General features: G+C 48.6%; 19 protein-coding genes and 1 tRNA gene. 5 read left to right on the top strand and 15 right to left on the bottom strand.

What is annotated here, in order from left to right; genetic code table 11:
* The first annotated feature begins 44 nt into the window (after window positions 1-44).
* Both NC980_RS18250 and NC980_RS18245 read left to right on the top strand, forming a co-directional pair.
* The gene (locus tag NC980_RS18250) at window positions 45-482 is read left to right on the top strand and encodes a WxcM-like domain-containing protein (RefSeq protein WP_190376059.1); all 438 of its coding nucleotides are present in this window, start codon (window positions 45-47) and stop codon (window positions 480-482) included.
* Between the two features lie 66 nt (window positions 483-548).
* Window positions 549-1193: a response regulator transcription factor gene (locus NC980_RS18245; RefSeq protein ID WP_190376058.1), complete on the top strand. Its 645-nt coding sequence runs from the start codon at window positions 549-551 to the stop codon at window positions 1191-1193.
* A 52-nt stretch (window positions 1194-1245) separates the two neighbouring features.
* Here the strand turns inward: NC980_RS18245 and NC980_RS18240 are convergent, their stop codons facing one another.
* Together NC980_RS18240 and NC980_RS18235 are read right to left on the bottom strand one after the other, a co-directional pair.
* A complete protein-coding gene (locus NC980_RS18240; RefSeq protein WP_190376057.1) occupies window positions 1246-1722 on the bottom strand; it encodes a Dps family protein in 477 nt (158 codons plus the stop codon).
* A gap of 82 nt (window positions 1723-1804) precedes the next feature.
* Complete coding sequence (locus tag NC980_RS18235) at window positions 1805-2065, bottom strand: sulfiredoxin (protein WP_190376056.1); 261 nt, start codon at window positions 2063-2065, stop codon at window positions 1805-1807.
* 170 nt (window positions 2066-2235) lie between these two features.
* Here NC980_RS18235 and NC980_RS18230 point away from each other — a divergent pair, with 170 nt between their 5' ends.
* The gene (locus tag NC980_RS18230) at window positions 2236-3387 is read left to right on the top strand and encodes an alanine--glyoxylate aminotransferase family protein (protein WP_190376055.1); all 1152 of its coding nucleotides are present in this window, start codon (window positions 2236-2238) and stop codon (window positions 3385-3387) included.
* Here the strand turns inward: NC980_RS18230 and NC980_RS18225 are convergent.
* From NC980_RS18225 to rplI, 11 genes are all read right to left on the bottom strand, one after another.
* Window positions 3368-4795 (bottom strand): O-antigen ligase domain-containing protein, encoded by a 1428-nt coding sequence (locus tag NC980_RS18225; protein WP_190376054.1) that lies wholly within the window; start codon window positions 4793-4795, stop codon window positions 3368-3370. The genes NC980_RS18230 and NC980_RS18225 overlap by 20 nt on opposite strands.
* A gap of 198 nt (window positions 4796-4993) precedes the next feature.
* Complete coding sequence (locus tag NC980_RS18220; RefSeq protein ID WP_190376053.1) at window positions 4994-6133, bottom strand: glycosyltransferase family 4 protein; 1140 nt, start codon at window positions 6131-6133, stop codon at window positions 4994-4996.
* 17 nt (window positions 6134-6150) lie between these two features.
* Complete coding sequence (locus NC980_RS18215) at window positions 6151-7314, bottom strand: glycosyltransferase family 4 protein (RefSeq protein ID WP_190376092.1); 1164 nt, start codon at window positions 7312-7314, stop codon at window positions 6151-6153.
* Window positions 7315-7325: 11 nt separating this feature from the next.
* Window positions 7326-9158, bottom strand: coding sequence for a heterocyst formation ABC transporter subunit HepA (hepA, locus tag NC980_RS18210; RefSeq protein ID WP_190376052.1), 1833 nt, complete (start codon window positions 9156-9158; stop codon window positions 7326-7328).
* A 38-nt stretch (window positions 9159-9196) separates the two neighbouring features.
* Window positions 9197-10147, bottom strand: a complete 951-nt coding sequence (hepC, locus tag NC980_RS18205; RefSeq protein ID WP_190376051.1) for a heterocyst development glycosyltransferase HepC — start codon at window positions 10145-10147, stop codon at window positions 9197-9199.
* 658 nt (window positions 10148-10805) lie between these two features.
* The gene (locus NC980_RS18200) at window positions 10806-13022 is read right to left on the bottom strand and encodes a polysaccharide biosynthesis tyrosine autokinase (RefSeq protein ID WP_190376050.1); all 2217 of its coding nucleotides are present in this window, start codon (window positions 13020-13022) and stop codon (window positions 10806-10808) included.
* 56 nt (window positions 13023-13078) lie between these two features.
* Window positions 13079-14167, bottom strand: a complete 1089-nt coding sequence (locus NC980_RS18195) for a glycosyltransferase (protein WP_190376049.1) — start codon at window positions 14165-14167, stop codon at window positions 13079-13081.
* A 329-nt stretch (window positions 14168-14496) separates the two neighbouring features.
* Window positions 14497-14697 (bottom strand): hypothetical protein, encoded by a 201-nt coding sequence (locus tag NC980_RS18190; RefSeq protein WP_190376048.1) that lies wholly within the window; start codon window positions 14695-14697, stop codon window positions 14497-14499.
* 68 nt (window positions 14698-14765) lie between these two features.
* A complete protein-coding gene (locus NC980_RS18185; protein ID WP_242026689.1) occupies window positions 14766-15560 on the bottom strand; it encodes a SprT family zinc-dependent metalloprotease in 795 nt (264 codons plus the stop codon).
* A 41-nt stretch (window positions 15561-15601) separates the two neighbouring features.
* Window positions 15602-16963 (bottom strand): replicative DNA helicase, encoded by a 1362-nt coding sequence (gene dnaB / locus NC980_RS18180; protein WP_190376047.1) that lies wholly within the window; start codon window positions 16961-16963, stop codon window positions 15602-15604.
* A gap of 111 nt (window positions 16964-17074) precedes the next feature.
* Window positions 17075-17533 carry a 50S ribosomal protein L9 gene (rplI, locus tag NC980_RS18175; RefSeq protein ID WP_190376046.1) on the bottom strand — a complete coding sequence of 153 codons (459 nt, stop codon included), beginning with the start codon at window positions 17531-17533 and terminating at the stop codon, window positions 17075-17077.
* Window positions 17534-17681: 148 nt separating this feature from the next.
* Here rplI and NC980_RS18170 point away from each other — a divergent pair.
* Both NC980_RS18170 and NC980_RS18165 read left to right on the top strand, forming a co-directional pair.
* A tRNA-Gly gene (locus NC980_RS18170) sits at window positions 17682-17752 on the top strand.
* Window positions 17753-17872: 120 nt separating this feature from the next.
* Window positions 17873-18412 carry an SH3 domain-containing protein gene (locus NC980_RS18165; RefSeq protein WP_190376045.1) on the top strand — a complete coding sequence of 180 codons (540 nt, stop codon included), beginning with the start codon at window positions 17873-17875 and terminating at the stop codon, window positions 18410-18412.
* 83 nt (window positions 18413-18495) lie between these two features.
* Here NC980_RS18165 and NC980_RS18160 read toward each other — a convergent pair whose 3' ends face one another.
* Together NC980_RS18160 and NC980_RS18155 are read right to left on the bottom strand one after the other, a co-directional pair.
* Complete coding sequence (locus tag NC980_RS18160; protein WP_190376044.1) at window positions 18496-19116, bottom strand: fasciclin domain-containing protein; 621 nt, start codon at window positions 19114-19116, stop codon at window positions 18496-18498.
* A gap of 99 nt (window positions 19117-19215) precedes the next feature.
* Window positions 19216-20265, bottom strand: a complete 1050-nt coding sequence (locus tag NC980_RS18155; protein WP_190376043.1) for a WD40 repeat domain-containing protein — start codon at window positions 20263-20265, stop codon at window positions 19216-19218.
* Window positions 20266-20319: the final 54 nt, after the last annotated feature.

Below are 20319 nucleotides of genomic sequence, written 5' to 3'. Positions count from 1 at the left end.
TTGCCTCAATTAGATTAGGGAGAAAGCGGATATGGGAGGTCGGTATGGGGTTAAAGACACAGGTTGAAATTTTCCCACTCGAATCCATCAAGGGCGGCATGGCGGAGTTTTACACGCCGCAATCGAGCCATGAAACCATGCTGGTGAATATTCCGGCTCAGACGATCGACGATCTGTTCGTTCATCGCACTCAAACCGATCAGCTGCTAGTCGTGCGCGGCAGTTTTATTCTGGTTGTATTACAAAATCGTAAGTATCAATACATTCCGTTAAGCGAAGCGCAGCCGCAGGTGGTAAAAATTCCGCCGGGAGTACCGCATGGAGCCATTAATCTCAGCGATTCAGCCTGTGTATTGGTGAACGCCGTGTTAAGACATAGCGCTTCGATTGATCGAGATTATCGCCCAATGAGCCGACCAATCCCCTACGATATGAATATGGCTCACCAATTACAAAAAATTCATTCTTCTAGCCATGCTTAGTAAATTTTATTTAAGCTTGAATATGCCACTCATAACTGGCATCTAACTCTCTTTCCCCTGTGTTTCATGCCGCTCACAATTCTTGTTGCAGAAGATGATTTAGGAACCCGCCTCTCGATTTGCGACTATCTCGAATGTTCTGGTTATTCTGTGGTCTCAGCAGAAAACGGTAAAGATGCGATCGCCCTGCTCGAAACGCATCAGCCGCATTTGATCGTGACCGATGTTTCGATGCCGCTGATGGATGGGTATGAATTTGTGCGCCAAGTGCGGCGACGACCGGCGCTGCGTTTGTTACCGATCGTATTTCTCACCGGACGCACGGATACCGATGAGCGGGTGCGGGGGTATCAGCTTGGCTGTGATGTTTATCTTGCAAAACCGTTTGAGCTTCCAGAATTGGGTGCAGTCGTGCGGAATCTCCTCGATCGCAGCCAAATGATTGAATCCAGTTGGCGATCGCGGCAAGAGTTTGAAGTAGCCGCAGAAGCAGAGCGGGAAAAACCAGATATCAACATTGCTTTTACCGATCGCGAACAAGAGGTTTTGACGCTGCTGAGCGATGGATTATCGAATAATCAGATTGGAGATCGATTGCATCTGAGTTCGCGCACCGTGGAGAAGCATGTTAGTAGTTTGCTAAGAAAAACAGACACGAGCAATCGGGCTGAATTGGTGCGATTCGCAATGGAGCATCATTTAGTGCTATAAAAAACCGCCGGAGTATATCCGGCGGTTTTTTATAGCTTTATGACTTAAAATCCTACGATTCCAACAAGCTCCGCAGCATCCAAGCCGTCTTCTCATGAATCTGCATCCGTTGAGTCAGTAGATCAGCAGTCGGTTCGTCGTTGGCTTCATCCACTAAGGGGAACAACGACCGCGCCGTTCTCACCACCGCTTCTTGTCCTTCGACTAGGAGCTTGATCATTTCTTCTGCTTTCGGAACTCCCGGCGTTTCGGCGATCGAACTTAGCTTTGCATATTCGTTGTAAGTTCCTGGAGCCGGGTAGCCCAGTGCTCGGATGCGTTCTGCGATCGAATCCACTGCTAAAGCAAGCTCAGTGTATTGTGTTTCAAACATCGTGTGCAACGTTTGAAACATTGGACCTGTGACATTCCAGTGGAAATTGTGCGTTTTCAAATACAGCGTGTAAGTATCTGCTAGTAAACGCGACAAGCCTTCTGCAATTTCTTGACGCTTGTTATCTTCGATGCCAATAGCAACTTGACTAACCATAGTCTTCTCCTACTAAATTTCTAAAAAAGAGTGAGTAGTCCAAACCGTCTTGCTGGCTATTATCCCGCAGCCAACCTGAAAATTAAGCTAAATGTTGCTTAAGAACGGCTCTGGGTGCGCGTCGCACATTACACAAAATCGTTTCGTGTCCCAGTCGGCTACAGGCTTCGTAGCGATGACAGCCCGAAAATCCGTAATACTGTCCATCCACTTCTAAAACGTCGATCGGCTCTTGGAGTCCAATCTCCGAAATTGAAGCCATGAGATTTTTAACCTTCTCTTGATCGTTCTGCCGAAATAACGGGCGGCGAATCTGATTGATTGGGATTTCTTGAACTCTCATGCATCTTCTCTTCATTCAACTTCTATATCATACTCATAATGACTACGACTTGCAAGTTGTTTTTGCAGATTTGCTGACATTAAATTCAACGCGTCAAATTCCGCATTCTCAACCATCTGTGTAATCCTGGATCATGCACAAATTGTTCTAGCTTTCTAAGGGAACCCAACATGGACGACAAGCTGATGCTCATGATTCCGGGACCAACTCCGGTGCCGGAGCAGGTCTTATCGGCAATGGCAAAACATCCGATCGGACACCGGAGCGGTGATTTTGGCAAAATTGTGGCAGAAGTCACCCAAAATCTCAAATGGCTGCACCAAACGCAAAATGATTTACTCATCCTGGCTGCCAGTGGGACAGGCGCAATGGAAGCCGGAATTATTAACTTTCTCAGTCCGGGCGATCGCGTGTTAGTCGGATCAAACGGTAAATTTGGAGAGCGCTGGGCAGAAGTCACCGATGCTTATGGGCTGCAAACCGAGCGCGTCACGGCAGAATGGGGCAAACCGCTTGACCCCAAAGTATTTCGCGAGAAGTTGGAGAGCGATCGCGATAAGCAAATCAAAGCGGTGATTATCACGCACAGCGAAACCTCAACCGGAGTGATCAACGATCTCGAAGCGATCAATCGCCACGTTAAAGCCCACGGCGAAGCGTTAATCATTGTTGATACGGTGACGAGCTTAGGAGCAACCAGCGTTCCTGTCGATGAATGGGGTTTAGATGTGGTTGCATCCGGATCGCAAAAAGGCTACATGATTCCACCCGGATTAGGCTTTGTTGCCGTGAGTTCGAAAGCTTGGGAAGCGTACAAAACGGCAAAACTTCCCCGCTACTATTTGGATTTGGGCAAATATCGCAAGTCGAGTGCCAAAGATACCACTCCATTCACCCCTGCGATTAACTTGCTCTACGCAATGCAAGCCGCATTGAGAATGATGCAGGCAGAAGGATTAGAAAACATCTTTGCGCGACATGAACGGCATCGGCAAGCTACCCGTGCGGCGGTTCAAGGGTTGGGAATGCCCTTGTTTGCAGCAGATGAATGCAGCAGTCCGGCGATTACTGCGGTAATGCCGAATGGAGTTGATGCAGAAAAAATTCGTAGCATCATGCGGAAACGGTTTGATATTGCGCTGGCAGGCGGACAAGATCACCTCAAGGGTCAGATTTTCCGCATTGGACACCTGGGATTTGTTAGCGATCGCGACATTCTCACCGCGATTTCTGCGCTCGAAGCAACCCTGCAAGAACTCGGTTACGATGGCTTTACGCCTGGAGCGGGAATTACGGCGGCGGCTAAAGTTTTGGCAGGTTAGGGACGATCTCAATGGGGTTTGCTGCTTGCTGCGTTTCATACAATCGAGCCGCAGCAGTTAACCCCATAAATCCCCAAAGCACCATGCCAAACGGAATCAGCATGACGGTATTGAGACTGATTTGCGACATGATCGCAATTACAATAGCGCGACAGGCTCCGACAAATGGATCGCTCGAAGCTTGCCGGACTTGCAGCGCTCCAAACACCAGCAGTGCCATTCCTGCAACATAAGGAATGGTGCCAACCCAGCCTAAATTGAGGAATAACGTAAGAATACCGCTATCGTTTCCCCCAATATTTGAATCTCGAATCACGTATCCTAACCCGCGTCCTTCAAATTCGCTGAGGGCGTCGTTGAGAAGATTGGTATAACCGATACTGCGATCGATAAAGCTGCCATCCTGCTGCCCCGCAAAGAATGTTTGTAGCCGCGAATTGATCACCGTTGAGAATGGCTCAACCATCGTTAAGGGCAACACAACCAGCGACATCAGCATCAACGTGACGATCAATCGCATTTGCAGCCTGGGTTTCAACGATGGGAGATAGACAATCAATCCGATGAGCCAGCTTAACCAAGCGGTTCTCACCAACGTTAGCAGCAATGCAAGATATCCGAATCCTGATGATACAAGCTTCAACGGACTCTTAATCGCAAACAGTAATAAGACACCCGCCACCATCGTTGCGGCGAACGGCTGTGGAGAGTGCATCGTGCTAAAGACTCGCATCGATAACGGGTTTGGTGTTCCAAATGAATAAATCATCAGAACGTTAATCAGATTTTGTAGCCAATACTGATCCCACAAAGGCGCAACTAGGAACTGAATGACACCGTAAACGCCCATTACCAGTGTTCCCCAGAGAAATACTCGCTCTGTAACGCGCTTGAGTTCTGGAAATCGTCGCCAGTGAGAAAATAAGTAATAACCAAACACGATCGGAGTCAGCCAGTTTAACAGCGCAACGATCACCGTTTGGATCTGATATTCCATTAGTCCGATAAACGCTCCGTATAACACTGCGATCGTAGATAAGACAAACGGTAAACCATTTCCTCGAATTGCTTTGGGCAATTGAATCAGCAATGTTAGCGTCGATAATAATGACACTAGAAACGGAGTTAGTAAAACTGGATTGGGATCAAGCCATCCAACCTCCCAATCGATCAGTCGTCGGACAAAGGGTGTGAGAAACCAAAGCCACCAGGTAAATCCAATGTAGAACATTGGATAGCGAAAAAATAGCAGCGCTCCCACTGCTAAACTTCCAATAGGAAAAGCAAGTCTAAGAATTGAGGCAACGTTAACCGCAAGACACAGCACCGTAAACGCAATCAATCCCCCAATCAGAAGCCAGGGTTCAGAGAGTTGCGGGGATTTGGGTTGGGGTTGGGTACTGTACATAAAGTCGGTGGAGTGAGTCTGGGCTAGTAGAGGTGGAACGTAGGAAGAGGAGATTTTCGCTCCGGTTTGGGCGGCTTCTTGCCCCCTAACTTCTCTACGAGTGAGGGACTTTAAATTATTGGCTGAAGTCGCCCACGAGTGGGGGATTTAGAGGGCGACCTGGATTCAGCATCGAAGCGAATTTTGCCGAATTGAGATTCAGGATGTCGATCGCATTCGCCAAGCGGCATCGTAGAGCGTGAGATTGTCTTGAGCGATATTTTTCCAACTGTAGCGCTGTGCTGCTCGATAAGCATTTTGCCGCAGACGATCGAGCATGGAACGATCGAGAATCAGCGTTTCAACCGCTTGCTCAAAGGCTTCACGATCGCGACAAGGTACGATCAGTCCAGTTTCACCATCGCGCACAATTTCCAAGGGGCCGGGAGCCGTTGTAGTGACAGGAGCCAATCCACACGCCATGGCTTCTACCAGCGCCACCCCGAATCCTTCTGAAATGGTCGGTAGCACTTTGATGTGATGTCCTTTAAGCAGCTCCGGGAGTTGGTGATTTTCATAATACGGAATCACAGTCACCCGATCGCGCACTTCTGGATCGAAATCAGGATACACCTGCTCGGCGGGGCACTCGGTTCCGAATAGACTCACTTCTACTTTCGGATAGCGCTTGAGAATGGCATTGAGCGCAGGTGTGCCGTATTGAATGCCTTTACGAACGATGTAGCTACTCACTTGAGCAATTTTGATCGGCTCATTTTCTGAAGGGGTTGGCTCAAACGGCAGATTCAACATCGCTTCTGGAATCCCATTGGCGACAACATGAGCACGATCGGGATGAACCCCCAATTTCTCGACCACGTAATCCAGATCGCGATGATTCAGCAACAGCACCAAATCAGACTGTCGCATTGAGGTTGCGACTTCCCAAAGGCGAATACTGGCGCGATAGAGCGGGTATTTCCATTCGAGCTTGAGGTTTCCGCGCTGTGCTTCTTCGAGATATTCCAGGTGCTCGATATGTTCTAGCCCGTGGCAACGGCAGACGAGTAGCGGACGCGATTTGTGAAACTTTTGCAGAATCAACCCCCAAATCCAAGCATCTGCTGTCGAAGCGTCAATTACATCGATCGAAGAGAGCGATCGTAGAATTTTTGCGGTTGTAAATTCTGGAAAGAAGACAAATTTCAATAGCGGCGGTAATTGTTTCGGCAGATCATCAAGTGAATAAAACTCAGTTTGATGTCCCAGTTTTTCGTATTCCTGACCCAAGCGCCAAGTAACACCAGGGCCACCCGCATTAGGATCAGCAGGATAGTGAAACGTAAAAAGTGTTTTCATAAAAAACTAAGCGAAGGTCACACACAATGCAGTTCAAGCAAGTTCTTTTCGATACCGTCAATCATTTTCTCGTAGCTAAAATAATCTAAAACGTGTTGCCGACATCTTGTACCCAAAGAGGGATCTTTTTCTCGCCAATCCAGAACTCGATCGAGACAATTTGCTAAATTGTTCTCATCGCCTGGAGTAAACAAGAAATCCGCAAATCCGGTAAGAATTTCGGGATTTCCACCGATCCGACTGGCAATTTTAGGAACGCCGCAGGATAACGATTCAAACAAGCCTAAACTACAAGGTTCACTCCATACACTTGGTAAAACGTTGACATCGCTAGCTTGATACAGAGACACCGGATTTGCGAGATGTCCAACAAACTGGACCTGATGAGAAATTCCTTGTGCCTCAACGAGTTGATTGAGCGATCGTAGATAGTCCATTCCTTCATCTTCGCACTCACGTTTTCTGGCAAAACTGTAATGCACAACAGGCTTTCCAGCAATCAAAACTCTAATTCTTCTTCCTTTCTTGATTAAGATTTCTGCTGCTTTGATTAGCGTTTCTAGTCCTTTTTCTCGGTCAATTCTACCGATGTAAGAGATGATCTTTGTATCATCAGAAACCTGCCATTGTTGCCGAATTTGCACCAAATTCTCAGCAGGCTTGAACTTCTCTAAATCAACCCCGTTGTAAACTACTTGAATTCGATCGTGCTCAATCCCAAATGTGACCCAATCTTGCTTTGTTTGCTGTGAAACTGCGATAAATCGATCCACTCGACGCAATCCAAATTTACGCTGACGATTTAAGTTAATCGGCGGAAGTTGTAAATAGCACACATATGGCAATTGATGAAAAAACGACAGCGCAGAAGCAAATAGTGAGAAGTGATAATCGTTACAGAAAATGAGCGAATTAGGCGCGATCGCCATTTGCCCTAGCTTGATCAAACCTGGCAAAAATTGCAGCGTACTCCTGAAGCTTCGCCAATCAAAGCCATAAGCGCTAATTTGAATCGTGCGATCGCAAAAAGACCGATACTGCGGCAGTAAATCACCGGCTTTCAGATACAGCAAAGTAATCCGGTGCCCCCGTTGAAACAAGCCGCGACAAATTTCTAGCAAGTTCAATTCTTGCCCCCCACGCTGACGGGTAACGTGATTCTCCAGCACAATTAAATTCATCTTTAAATCGCTCACGCTTCATGCTGAATGCGGTGATAGTGCCAAAGTCTTCCCTGCTGCGCTAACAATGCCTGATAACTCCCCTGCTCAACCACTCGCCCCTGCTCCATCACCACAACCTGATCCGCTCTGATAATGGTCGAAAGCCGATGCGCGATCGTGATCACAGTTCGCCCGTGCGATAATCGCTCCAAAGATTGCTGAATCAACCGTTCTGATTCCGAATCTAGTGCGCTCGTCGCTTCATCGAGAATGAGAATCTCTGGATCGCGTAGCAACGCTCGTGCGATCGCTAGCCGCTGTCGCTGTCCGCCAGATAGCCGCACGCCGCGATCGCCCAACACCGTTTCAAATTGCTCCGGCAGTTCCAGAATGAACTTCAAAGCATTCGCTTGCTCGGCAACTTGCCAAACTCCTTGATCGCTGACATCATTCAATCCGTAAGCAATGTTCTCGCGTACCGACGTATTAAAAATAAACGTATCCTGACTGACGATCGCAATTCTGCGCCGCAGCGACTGAATCGCAAAGCGTCGAACATCCTCGCCATCAAATAAAACCTTGCCAGCCGTCGGATCATAAAATCGCGGAATCAAATCGACCAGCGTCGTTTTTCCCGCTCCAGAACCGCCCACGATCGCAGTCGTTTTCCCTTTCGCAATGCACAGCGAGACTTCCTTTAGCACAAGCTGCTGCGGATCGTAGCCAAAATCGACCGTCTGAAATTCGATCGAGTGCTTCAATCCGTCAAAAATCCGATCGCCCTCCTGCAAATAGGGCTTGTTATCGCGCCGCAGCAGTTCGCGCAGATTCCGAATCGAGCCAGTGACAGCCGTGAGTTGAACGCGAGTCGAGTTCGCTTCGTAAACGACAGGAACCAACCGAAATAACACAAACAAAAACGTGAGAAGCGATGCAGTCTGAAGCGATCCGTTTTGCACAAAAACCGCGATCGCAAGAATGATCATCAAAATCAGTACCGTGGTTGCAAGGCCCTCTGCCAAAGGACGCACGATTGCCGATTGGCGCACCGATCGCATTCCCGCCCACACCACTTGCGAACTTGCAGCATAAAACCGTTGACGCTCATAGTCCTGAGTCGCAAAGGCTTGCACCGTTCGAATTCCTGTGATAAATTCCAGCGCTCTACTGGTAAATCCTTTATTCGCTTCGGAAACAGCAATACTCCTTGCTCTCACCCGATTGTTAACTTGCGACAGCACAACTCCAATCAAGCTAAACAACACGAGAGAAACGATGGTGAATTTCCAGGAAATCGTAAACAGCAATACGAAATACAGTACCAAGGCTAATAGCTTAGTGATGATAAAAGCAACTAACGTACAAGCATAATTAAGCCGACCGATTTCGCTAGTGATTGTATTGATCAATTCACCCGCAGCAGTCTGATTGAAGTAGCTTAAACTCACCGCTTGCAATTGCTCAAAGATCCGCTTCCGCAATTGATCGACTAACGTTTGCTGCGTCAGTTCGGTATAAACTTGAGTCAAATAGTTAAACCCAGCCCGAACCCAAACTGATAGCAAAATCAAACTTGATACCCGCAATAGTCGCTCAGTCGCACTGCGATCGATGCCAAGAATCAAAAGATCAAACCAGTGAATTCCTGTTCTGAACGGTTCAAGATTCGGACTAATCAGACTTTGTAGAAATGCCAGCAGAAATCCCAGCCCAAATCCTTCAAAGGTCGCAGATGCAACGGCAAACAAAATTGCTGCGATCGCAATTCGAGGAAAAGATTTGAATTCTCGCAAAATAAAGGCATTTTCTTGCCAAAACCGGGTTGCTCTCAACGATCGCTTAATGCGTTGTGCGACACTCATCTTTCCTCTGGGGGGAAGCTCTAATCTGGGGGGAAGCTCTAAAACGCTCCAAAGCCCGATAAAACTTTGGGAACGGTCTGCAATAGAATCTTGAAATCTCCTCCCAATGACCAATTTTTCAGATATTCTAAATCTCTACGATTGACCGCATCAAGATCCAGCAGCGTCGATCGAGCTTCAACCTGCCATGCTCCCGTAATTCCCGGTAGCGCGTTCAATCGCTCCTGCATTTCTGGACGAATTCGCACCGCATCATACAGCGCCCAGGGTCGCGGTCCAACCAGGCTCATTTCACCCCGCAACACATTAATTAGCTGCGGCAATTCATCCAGGCTATAGCGGCGCAACCATTTGCCCAAGGGGGTAATTCTCGGATCGTCTTCGCGCTTGTGCAGACAGCCCGCGCCTTGATTCGCCATAATGCCGTGATGTGCTTGCTCTGCATCTGCAACCATTGTGCGAAACTTCAGCACTCGAAATAGTTTGCCGCGCTGACCGACGCGCCACTGGCTGAAAACTACCGCTCCCGGAGAAGAAAGCGCAATCGCGATCGCAATCCCCACGAGCAGTGGACTGAGTACAACCAAAAGCAATGCAGCGACAGCCCAATCAAGCGCTCGTTTCCAGCCCCAGAGAATGCTTCTACACTTCTGCGGCAACTGTGCTGCAGAAGGTAAGCGCAGATAAATGTCTTTCCCGGCTTGTTCGCAAACATCTGCCCATTGTTTAACGGTGGCTTCTCCTAAGCCTGGATCGATGCGAACCCGCTGAACGGGCGATCGCTGCAAGCAGTCTAAAAGCCAGCCTGGATCGCTCAGGGGTGGCAGTGGAGGCTGTTTTTCACCACTGCTAGAAGTTGGAGATGCAAATTGTAAGACCAGAAGCTGCCGTTGCCGCCAGTACAGAAAACACCGTCGGCTATTCTGCTGAAATTTTTCGCAAGTTGAGCTTGAGGTTTCTTGCAAAATTAGCGGATTAAAAGTTGTCATAAGGTATCCGGTAAAGTCGCGAAAAATCGAATCTTCTATAGAGAATTTAAACGGTCAATCTGGTATCAATCAAGCAGGATCACTCTAGTAAAGCTTTAATTTTCAGTCTAGAATCACAGCAAGTCTAGATTTATTTTAGCTTTTTGTATCCTAGTTCATTTGCTCAAAGATAAATCTGCTAAAAGTTAGAATGTGATAATTTTTGATTCTCAAAAAGTGCATATTCTACGAAGTGATATGAACTGTTCAGTTCATATCACTTGATCTTGTTTTAGTAAGTATAATTTTATACCTCTTCTCCGCTTAATCGATGAAGAAGCCGCTCTACTTTCGCCCGTCTGCCGAGCGGCAATACTGTTACTGGCGCTTGCCTTTGGAGTGCGAATTGGTAATACCCAGATCGTCATATTGACCCTCATTAGTCCTAAAGTATATTTGATATTCAGCCTAGAAAAAGCAAGCGATCGTAGTTGATGCTGCCCTAAACTCTTGTGTCAAAACTGCTCAATTATTGCTGAATCAATCTGTAATAGAAAGCATTATCTCTTAATCTGTCGAAATTTCCAAAATGATTAGAAACTAGCATCAAAAAAAAAGGACAAATCAAGCCAAGCAAATCTGATTGCCTTCTTTTTTAATTGCAATTTGTGAATTAGTTCTAAGGCGTTGTTGTCGTTGAGCGGTAATAGTAACTATTTCCACTTTCAGCACAATTTGCAACCACACCCACGAGATTTAACCGATTCAGCATCCCCACTGCCTGCGTCACTTCATCCCGATTGACTTGCCCCATCCGACCGACTAACAGCGCTCCATCACAGAAAGAAGCTGCCAATAGAGCATCCACAATTCCCAGCACGGGTGGCGCATCTAAAATCACCAGATCGTAATGCTGCTCAAACACCGTGATCAAATCGCGCATCCGTTTGGAGCTGAGCAACTTCACGGAATCGCTAGGAGTGGGGCCAGAAGTTAATACTGAGATTGGCAGATCGCTGTAAATGCTCGCAGGCTGAATCGCGGCTTGCGACAGCGCCCGATCGCTCGTCAACAATGTCGAAAGCCCGTGATCGTTCGGGAGCTGCAATTGCTCATGCAGTCCAGGACGACGTAAATCAGCATCGATTAACAGGACGCGCTGATGCAGCCGTGCTGCACTAATCGCCAAGCCCAGCGCCACAGTTGACTTGCCTTCACCCGCTAACGCTGAAGTGACCACCAGCGATCGCAGCGGATTCCCATCGGTCATCAGTTGCAGATTCTTGTAAATCAAATCCAGCGATTCGCGGAACGGTGCCCAATGCAGCACTTGCGGCATCACAATGTCTCCGGCGAGGCGTGATCGATGAGTCGCAAAACTGGTCACCGGCATGATCTCGGTCATCGGCAATTCCGGCACCATCCCAATCAGCGGAATTGCTGCCTGCTTGGTTAAGTCTTCGGAAGTCCGAATCGATTTATCTGCCGATTCGCGCAGGAACGCCGCTACACTCCCCAGCATGACTCCCGCCGCACCTCCAATCAGTAAATTGCGTAACCAATTTGGGCCAACTTGCCGACCAAACTTTGGCTGCTCTACCGCCTGCCAATCAAAACCACCCCGCGCAATTTCCAGACCCAAATCTTGCCGCGCTTTTTGCAGTTCATCCAGCGTGTCCCGGTTCAGCTTCACCGTAGGCTGGAGGCGGTTGTATTCCGATAAGAAACCTGGAAATCGCTGGAGTTGAGATTGGAGCCGCTGAGCTTCTGTCACCAGCACTTGATCCCGCGCCTGCGCCGAAAAGAACTCTACCTGAGCCTGAGTTAAGTCGTTGGCAAATTTTAGATCGTTATCCCCTAACTGTCCGGCAGAAAGCAGGGCATCGCTTGATCCTGCAACCGCGCCCGCATTTGCGCCTAAGACCCGCTGCGCCTCCTGCTGAAGCAACCCAAGCTGGCGCTGACGCTGCTCCAAAAGCTGCTGCACAAACGGAGTTTTACTGGTAAAGCGCGTTTGCTGCTGAGCTAAGGCAACTTCAGTTTTTTGAATTTCACCCAGTAAGGCTTGATATTGCTTAGATTGGCTAAGTTTTGCGGCGATCGCGACTTGCTGCGGCGATCGGGCTAACTGCTGCTGGAGCGCGTAAAACCGTGCCTGAGCGCTAGCAAGATCGCTGCGATTCGCCTGCTGATTTTTCTGCAATTCCCGCAGCGAATCAACCACCGCCCTTGATTGCACTTCAGGGTCAATCAGGTTTGCAGATTTGCGAAACCGCTCTAAAGCAGCTTCAGCTTTATCTACTTTCGCCTGCACCTGCGGAATCTGTCCGTCAATGAACGATAATCCCTTTGCCAAACGATTGCGCTGCTGTTCTAAGTTGTAGTCCTGATAAACCTTTTGCAGCGCTTTGAGGACCTCGCGGGTTTTGATCCGATCGTGATCGATGTAGCTCATTTCCACGATGTTGGTAGTGACGCGCTCATTGCCGCGCTGCTCCTGCACTTGGGCAATATTCAGCCGCCGCCTCAAGCGATCAACGCTGATATCCCTGTAGCGCGGCTTCAGATCATCTACAGCCCGTTGCAGCAGTTGAGTGCTTCGCATTAAATTGACCTGCGTTGCGGTATCGCTTTCGACGTTGGGATCAGCAAAGGAGGGACGATTATCACCCGGAGCGCGACGTTCTCGGTAGTTCGACTCGACTAGCATTTGCATGGTGCTGCGATAGGTGGGTGGCATGATCGAGGTCACGATCGCAGCTAGCGCCACGGTTCCCGCAATTGCGCCCAAAAACCAAGCTTTCCGCCGCATCAACACGCCCAGAAGTTGCCCGTACCCTGGATCGGGTTCTCGCGACGGGAATGAATTGAGGAGGGAAAGATTACCTTGCGACACGATCGTTACTCCGTTGATTTTAAATTTCAGGAAGCTAGAAAAATGAATTTGCTAAATTAGCCAGTGCCACAGACCTCTGTGATCACCGACTCGATCGACTGAAAAAACGCATCTTTGGAAAAGCGACTCACTGCGTGTTCGCGAATTCGGTGATAGTTCCAGTCGATCGTTTTGGCTTTGAGCAGAGCGCGGTAGAGGGCGTGAGGCGTTTGAGAATTGAAGAACACACCTGTCACTCCTGGAATCTGAGTATCCAGAACGCCGCCTTCTCCATAGGCGATTACGGGAGTTCCGCTTACGTTTGCCTCAACCGGAACCAATCCGTAATCTTCGAGCGCCATCACGATCACCGATCTCGATTTAGACATCAGTTGTTTGCGCTCCGCATCGCTGACATGCCCTAAAAATTGCACGTTCTGCCGCGCTCGCGCTTCTAGTGTGTCGCGCTCTGGGCCGTCTCCTGTAATCAACAGCTTCCAGCCCAGCCAATTAAACGCTTCTACCACCACATCTAACCGCTTGTAGCTAATCAAGCGAGCCGAAGCGAGATAGAAATCTTCTTTCTGAGGTGAGAAGTCAAACTGTTCGCTATCGACTGGACAGTTCGCGACGTGAGCAGGCTTGCTGTAAATCTCTTGAATTCGCCGCGCTACGGTGTGAGAGTTGGCAATGTAGACATCCGGTTCTTGGGCGTAAGCAAGGTCAGCTTTTCGCATTGCCCGAAAGATTTGCTCGATGAGGGGCAGAAAGCGCCGATAGACAGTGTATTCACGCAGATAAGTCTGAGTGTCCCAAAGAAATCGCGTGATGTTGTGACAAAAACAAATATGTTTCGCATCAGGACGCTTTCTTACAGCTTTGGCAAAGCTCGTGGTGCTGCTAATAATCAAGTCATACTCGCGCAAGTCCAGCGCCCGAAATGCTGAATAGTACAGCGGCGCTAGAAGCTTGAAGTAGCGTGAAGCTTGTGGAAGCTGCTGTAGATAGGTCGTGAACACCGCACGATCGCCAAAGTCGATCGAGGATGCGGGTTCATACAGGGAGGTATAGATATCGGCATCGGGATAGCGCTGACAGAGCATCTCAAAGACGCGCTCTGCACCACCCCGCTGAGTCAGATAGTCATGGACGAGGGCTACTTTCATGACAAGACCATAGAGAACCAACAATTCGATTCGATCGAATTGTCTGAGCAGAAACACCCCACTCGCCGAATGTGAAAACTCAGGCGAGTCTAGAGCCGATTGAGACAGCAACGAAAATCAGGAAAAGCGCCTCCAGGTCAAGTGACCGAAGAACTAAGCAAAACAATCGAAACGAAGCCCAATGGATAAACTTCGTCAACCGTATTTACTCCGAGCTTAAAACGAATTTCTACCGAAGCAACTGTAAATTTACCATGAAGAAGTCATCATCTCTCCGGTGACAGAGATGCGAAACAGGTATAAGTTATGCGAAAATATACGGAAAAGGGTTAATCTTCATCCAATTCATCGGCTCTAAGATCGCCAGGTTCGTTTGGCATTTCTGGTGTGACAGCCGGATTTTCAACAAGTTCTCGCGGGTCTCCCTGATAACTACCGCTGTAAACTAAATCGTTAGGATCAACCACCTTTTGGTTTTTAGGTGCAGAGTCATCGGTAGCTTTCGGTAAGCGTTCTGTCGGTTCTGTCATGGTTTTATCTAGAATTTTTAAAAATCCTAGAAAGTCCGATCGCTGACTTCCCCTATCGCAAGCATGAGTTAATCTCTCACCCCGTTCATTTCAAGCCACGCAGGAACACAATGGCTCGATTGCCGCAGTTCTTTGTCGATCGCTTTGTAGTTTGGATCTTTTTCTTGCACAAGTCCCCAAAATTGTGCCGAATGATTGAGATGTACGGTGTGACATAATTCATGCACAAAGACATAGCGCACCAATTCAGGGGGCAGAAACAGCAGTTTAAAGTTCAGACTGATGCTGCATTGCTGAGAACAACTTGCCCAGAGCGTTTTCTGTCCGCGAATGGAGGCTTTGTGAAACGGTAAGTTGAGTTCTTGGCTCACTGACCACAGCCAAGGTATGAGCCGCTGATAAGCTTTATGGGTTAACCACTGCTGCAACAGGGAACGACAAAGTTCTTCGTTGTGAGTGTTGCCGCGCAGAATCAACCGCGATTTACCTTTCTCGGTGAGCGTCGCCCGCGAAAATCCAGTCGGCTGATATTCGATCGTCCAGGTTTGGTCGATTGCCCTGAGGAGCAGTTGTTCAGGTAGCGCAGCAGAGGCATCAATCGACAGTTGTTGGCGCTGTTCTTCGAGGCGTTCGATCGTGCGCTCGATCCAGCTTTGCTTGGTGTGCAGAATTTCTGGGATGCGGCTTTGGTCAAATCCGCGTGGGATAATGACTTCTAAACCGCCCTGAACCGTCATTTTTAAGCTGACGTGTTTCGCTTTAATGCTTTCTCGAACTCGATACTGAGGGAGTTCCACAGGCTGACCCTGAATCAGTCTTGACTCAACCATTGGTACGCATCGTTGCAATTCCAAACCCGTCATTTATATTACTCGATTCAGCTAGGATTGGATCAGCAATTTGGTTACGAATCGAACCGATTTGGTGCCGCTAGATTCAGAAATCGCGTAAATTGCGGCTCGAATAGGAGTTTGATTGTTCCTGTTGGCCCATTGCGGTGCTTTGTGATGATCACTTCAGCAATGCCGCGATCGGGTGTGTCCTCATTGTAGTATTCATCCCGGTAAAGCATCATCACCAGGTCGGCATCTTGCTCGATCGAACCACTTTCACGAAGGTCTGACATCATTGGACGCTTGTCAGCGCGTGATTCTACACTCCGACTAAGTTGAGACAGCGCGATCACAGGCACATTTAACTCCCGCGCTAACCCTTTCAATGCCCGCGTAATTCGCGCTAGTTCTTGCACCCGGTTTTCACTGCCGCTTCCTTCCATCAGTTGCAGATAGTCGATTAAAATCATGCCGAGTACGCCGCCCTGTTCGGCTTGTAGCTTCCGGGCACGCGATCGCATCTCAACCACACTAATGTTAGGGGTGTCATCGATAAAAATCTTCAGTTCAGACAATCGGGCGATCGCATTGCCCAGTGGCTCCCAATCTTGAGAAGCAATGCGTCCCGATCGAAGTCGTCCACTCTCGATTCGCGCCTCACTGGCTAACAATCGCTGCACAATCTGCTCTTTTGACATTTCCAAGCTAAACACCGCGATCGGGAGCTTGTACTGTGCTGAAATGTTGCGCCCCAAACCTAGACAGAAGGCTGTTTTCCCCATTGACGGACGACCCGCAACGATAATCAAGTCCGATCGCTGAAAGCCCTGAGTCTTGCCATCGAGATCATAAAAACCAGAAGCCAATCCCGGTAAAGCCATCCCTGCCGATCGTTCTTCAATTTCAGAGAACGTCTTGGTCAAAATGTCCGCTGTCGGAATCAATCCCTGATTTGGGCGCACCTGTGTAATGCTAAAAACTTTTTGCTCAGCTTCATCCAGAACTTTCTCTAAGTCTTTCGCCGTTTCATGTCCAAGCTGAGAAATCTGATGTCCAGTGCTGATTAACTTTCGTCGTAGATATTTATCTACAACTAACTGTGCATATTGATCAATGTTGACTGCGCTCACCGTACGATCAACTAATTGCACCAGTTTTGATTGTCCACCGAGTTTTTCCAACAGTCCGCGATCGTTAAGCCAGGTCGAAACGCTCATCAAATCCGTGGGAGACCCTTGATAATGCAGCGCCACACAAGCTTTGTAAATCTCCTGATGAGCGCTACTGTAAAACGCTTCCGGGCGCAGAATGTCCAGCACTCGCGTAATTGCCTCTGGATCAAGCAGAATTCCCCCTAAAATGGCTTCTTCAGCATCCAAATTTTGGGGTGGAATGCGATCGTTAATGGGTTGAAAATTAAACTCTTGAACCATGATGCTGAGGGGCAATATTGCGAGAATGGATCAAAGGGGCTGAATCCCACAAAACTACGGAACTCAACCCCTACAGGTACTTCAATCTTAGCAGTTTACAGTAGGTTTGTACTAAGCTGCAACGACTCGAACCACCACCGTTGCCGTGACTTCGGGATGCAGCTTGACTTGCGCCTTGTACTCTCCGATTTTGTGAATATCGGGAAGCGTAATCGTGCGGCGATCGACCTCTTGATTGGTCTTTGCCTTGATTGCTTCTGCGACATCCTGATTGGTCACCGTTCCGAAAATCGCATCGTTTTCGCCGGCTTGCTTTTCGATATCGACTCCGCCTGCCGTTTCGATTTCTGCTGCAATTTGCACCGCTTGCTGTCTCAATTCAGCTAAGCGCTGCTCTTCAAGTTCACGCCGACGAGCGACCTGCTTGAGAATGCCAGGATTGACCGTCGTTGCCTTGCCTTGGGGCACAAGATAGTTTCTTGCATAACCGGGAGCGACTTCCACCAAGTCCCCGATGCGTCCTAATTTGCTTACGTTCTGAGTCAGAACTAGCTGAATCCGCTTCGCCATAATTTCAGTATTCTCGATTGTTTCCGCACAAATAGTCTATTTTACCGGAGAGTGCGAAAACTGGAGTAGAAGATTTTTTTAATCAAACTGCATCAATTTGCAAGAAAGGTGCTATTGTAAGAAAGCGCAAAACAAAGCGATAAGCAGCGCGGGCATAGTTTAGTGGTAAAACACCTGCCTTCCAAGCAGGATATCCGGGTTCGATTCCCGGTGCCCGCTTTAATCAATTGATTTTTAATCGTAAAACCTGTTGTAACAAAGGCAGGTTTTTGTATTATCCGTGGGATAATTCCCTGGTAGACCACTGGTAAAGGTTCTACCTTGTGAGGAGTTGAATATATGAAACAAAATCTTTGGCAACAGTCGCTTTCGGCAGTCACGATCGCAGCTCTTGCTGCCCCTGTGATCTCGCTTCCCGCATCCGCACAGCTAACAGGTCAAGCTCGCTGTGCAAAACAATCTACGGCAATCTTTGCTCAACGATCGGCAACGAGCGCTGTCGTTCGCACTCTGGCTGAGAACCAGTCCGTGACACTAAGTGAGAATGCTGCACAAAACGGATTCATTGGCGTGAGCGCTCCCACGGCAGGCTTCATTCAAACTGCAACCCTGAAACTCTGCCCACCGAAGCCAAATCCACAAGGAACCTGCCGCCGAGTGAGCCAAACGCAAGGGTTGATCGTGCGTCAACGCGCGGATATTAATTCCCCGATCGTGGGCAACGTAGCGTTTAACTCACAGGTATTTCTGACAACGAACCCTGCAACGACTGGCATCAGTGGCGGTCGGATTTGGGTCAATATTGCAAAACCACTGTCAGGCTGGATTTCTAACGGGTTCCAGAATACTCCCGGAACCAATTTGGTGTATTGCCAATAAAGACACACAATCAAGATAATGAGAAGCTTGTAGCATTTTACTAATGCAGCTACAAGCTTCTTTTTTTGATAGATTTCTGAGCGTTACTTCAGCGAACCTAACTGGTTGCGAATCTCACGCGGGATGATAATTCGATTCACAGCATGGATTACGCCATTCGACGCTAGGAGATCCGCTTGTACGACACGGGCATCATTCACAATCACACGCGAGGGTGTGACATCGATCGAAACACCGCCTCCCAAAGTTTTAAGATTGCCATTTCTGAGTTGTTTCGCGGTTAACTCACCGGGGACAACATGGTATGCCAGAATCCGCGCCAGCAGTGCGCGATTTCGGGGTTGCACTAGCTTTTCTACGGTTCCCGCAGGCAGACCGGCAAATGCGGCATCCGTAGGCGCAAAAATCGTCACTCTTTGACCTTTTTGAAGGGCATTACCAACGCCTGCTGCTTTGATTGCGGCAGCAAGGGTAGTGAACTGACCTGCACTAGATGCCTGTTGAAGTAGCTGAGTTACCGTCAAGTTGCGAGTATTCACCGGAGCCGGGGATGCTGCTGGCGTGGGACTTGCCGAGGGTGTGGGGCTTGCCGAGGGTGTGGGTGACTGAGCAATTGCACCTGAATGCGACACCACACTGCAAGCGGCAGCGATCGCCATCATCGAAGCAACTTTACGAAACTGAGATCCGAATCGATCGAACATTGAAACCCTATCCTTTGAGTAAAAGCTACCGTTAAGCTAATACGTCCATCAAATATTTTCAACATCTCTAGGTTTTGACGACTCTAGTTAAGAATAGCTCTATGATGCTGGACTTGAGAATGATTGCAGCGTCGGGTTAGGATCGCTCCAGATGTGGATACCATCGCTCCCGCCTGCAATAATGGCTTGTCCTTGCAGCGCAAATTTCACAGACAGATTACTAAAAGGCGTTGCTGGCAGTGATCCCAGGGATTGTTCATTCAGTAAATGCCATAGGTGAACTGCTCCTCCTGCGGCAGTGGCTAACGTCTGTCCATCTGGACTCAAAGCCAGATCGGAAGCGCCTGCACTGAACGTTTTTAACAGCGCTCCGTTTCTAAGGTCCCAACTCTTAATCCGGCTACTTCCTGTGATCAAGGTCTGTCCATCCTGGCAAAAGAGCAATCCAGTCACTTCCCCCGAATCTAGGGTTCTAAGACGATCGCCATCCTGGACTTTCCAAATTTCGGTTTTCGTACCATCTCCCGTCGCTAATAAGGTTCCGTCTGGACTAAACCCAATCGCTCGAATTGGCTGTTCTCCGAGGCTATAGATGCGGCGGCGAGTTGCAATGTCCCAGATTTGAACCCCAACCGGACTAAATCCGCCATCTGCCCAACGTCTGGCGCGGCTGGAACTAGCCAGAATGCGGCTATCTGGACTGAACGCCAGATTAGACGCTCTGCCTGCTCTCAGCGTTGAAACAAGCCGACGGTTGGGTAAATCCCAGAGTTTGATCGTGCCGTCTAAGCTGCTGCTGGCGAGAATCTTTTCATCTGCGCTAATGGCGATCGCGGTAATTAATTGCGTATGGTCGCGCAAAGTAGTAAGGAGTCTGCGCGTCTTGAGATCCCAGAGTGCAATTCCATTCCCTTGTCCTGCTGCAAGCAGAGTGCCGCTCGAACTGATGGCAAGCGCTGTTGGCTTATCGGGAGACAATTGCTCCGATTTTCCAAAACATAAAATATCCGCCGCATAGAGGGGGATACACACCTTCTGAGCCGTACGAGAAGAGGTAGCAGGCTCAAGCACAAGAAAAATTGCAACCAAGAGCGCGACGATCGCAGCGCCCCCAAGCCATAAATTCTGAATGAAGCGGTTTTGAGCCATATTTATTTCTGCTCCACGCTTACTGATCCTGCCAGATTATTCTCTCATCAACTC

Origin of the sequence: Leptolyngbya sp. AS-A5 (genome assembly GCF_039962495.1) — a bacterium.
GTDB lineage: Bacteria > Cyanobacteriota > Cyanobacteriia > Leptolyngbyales > Leptolyngbyaceae > Leptolyngbya.
This window is presented reverse-complemented; position numbering and strand designations above follow the sequence as displayed.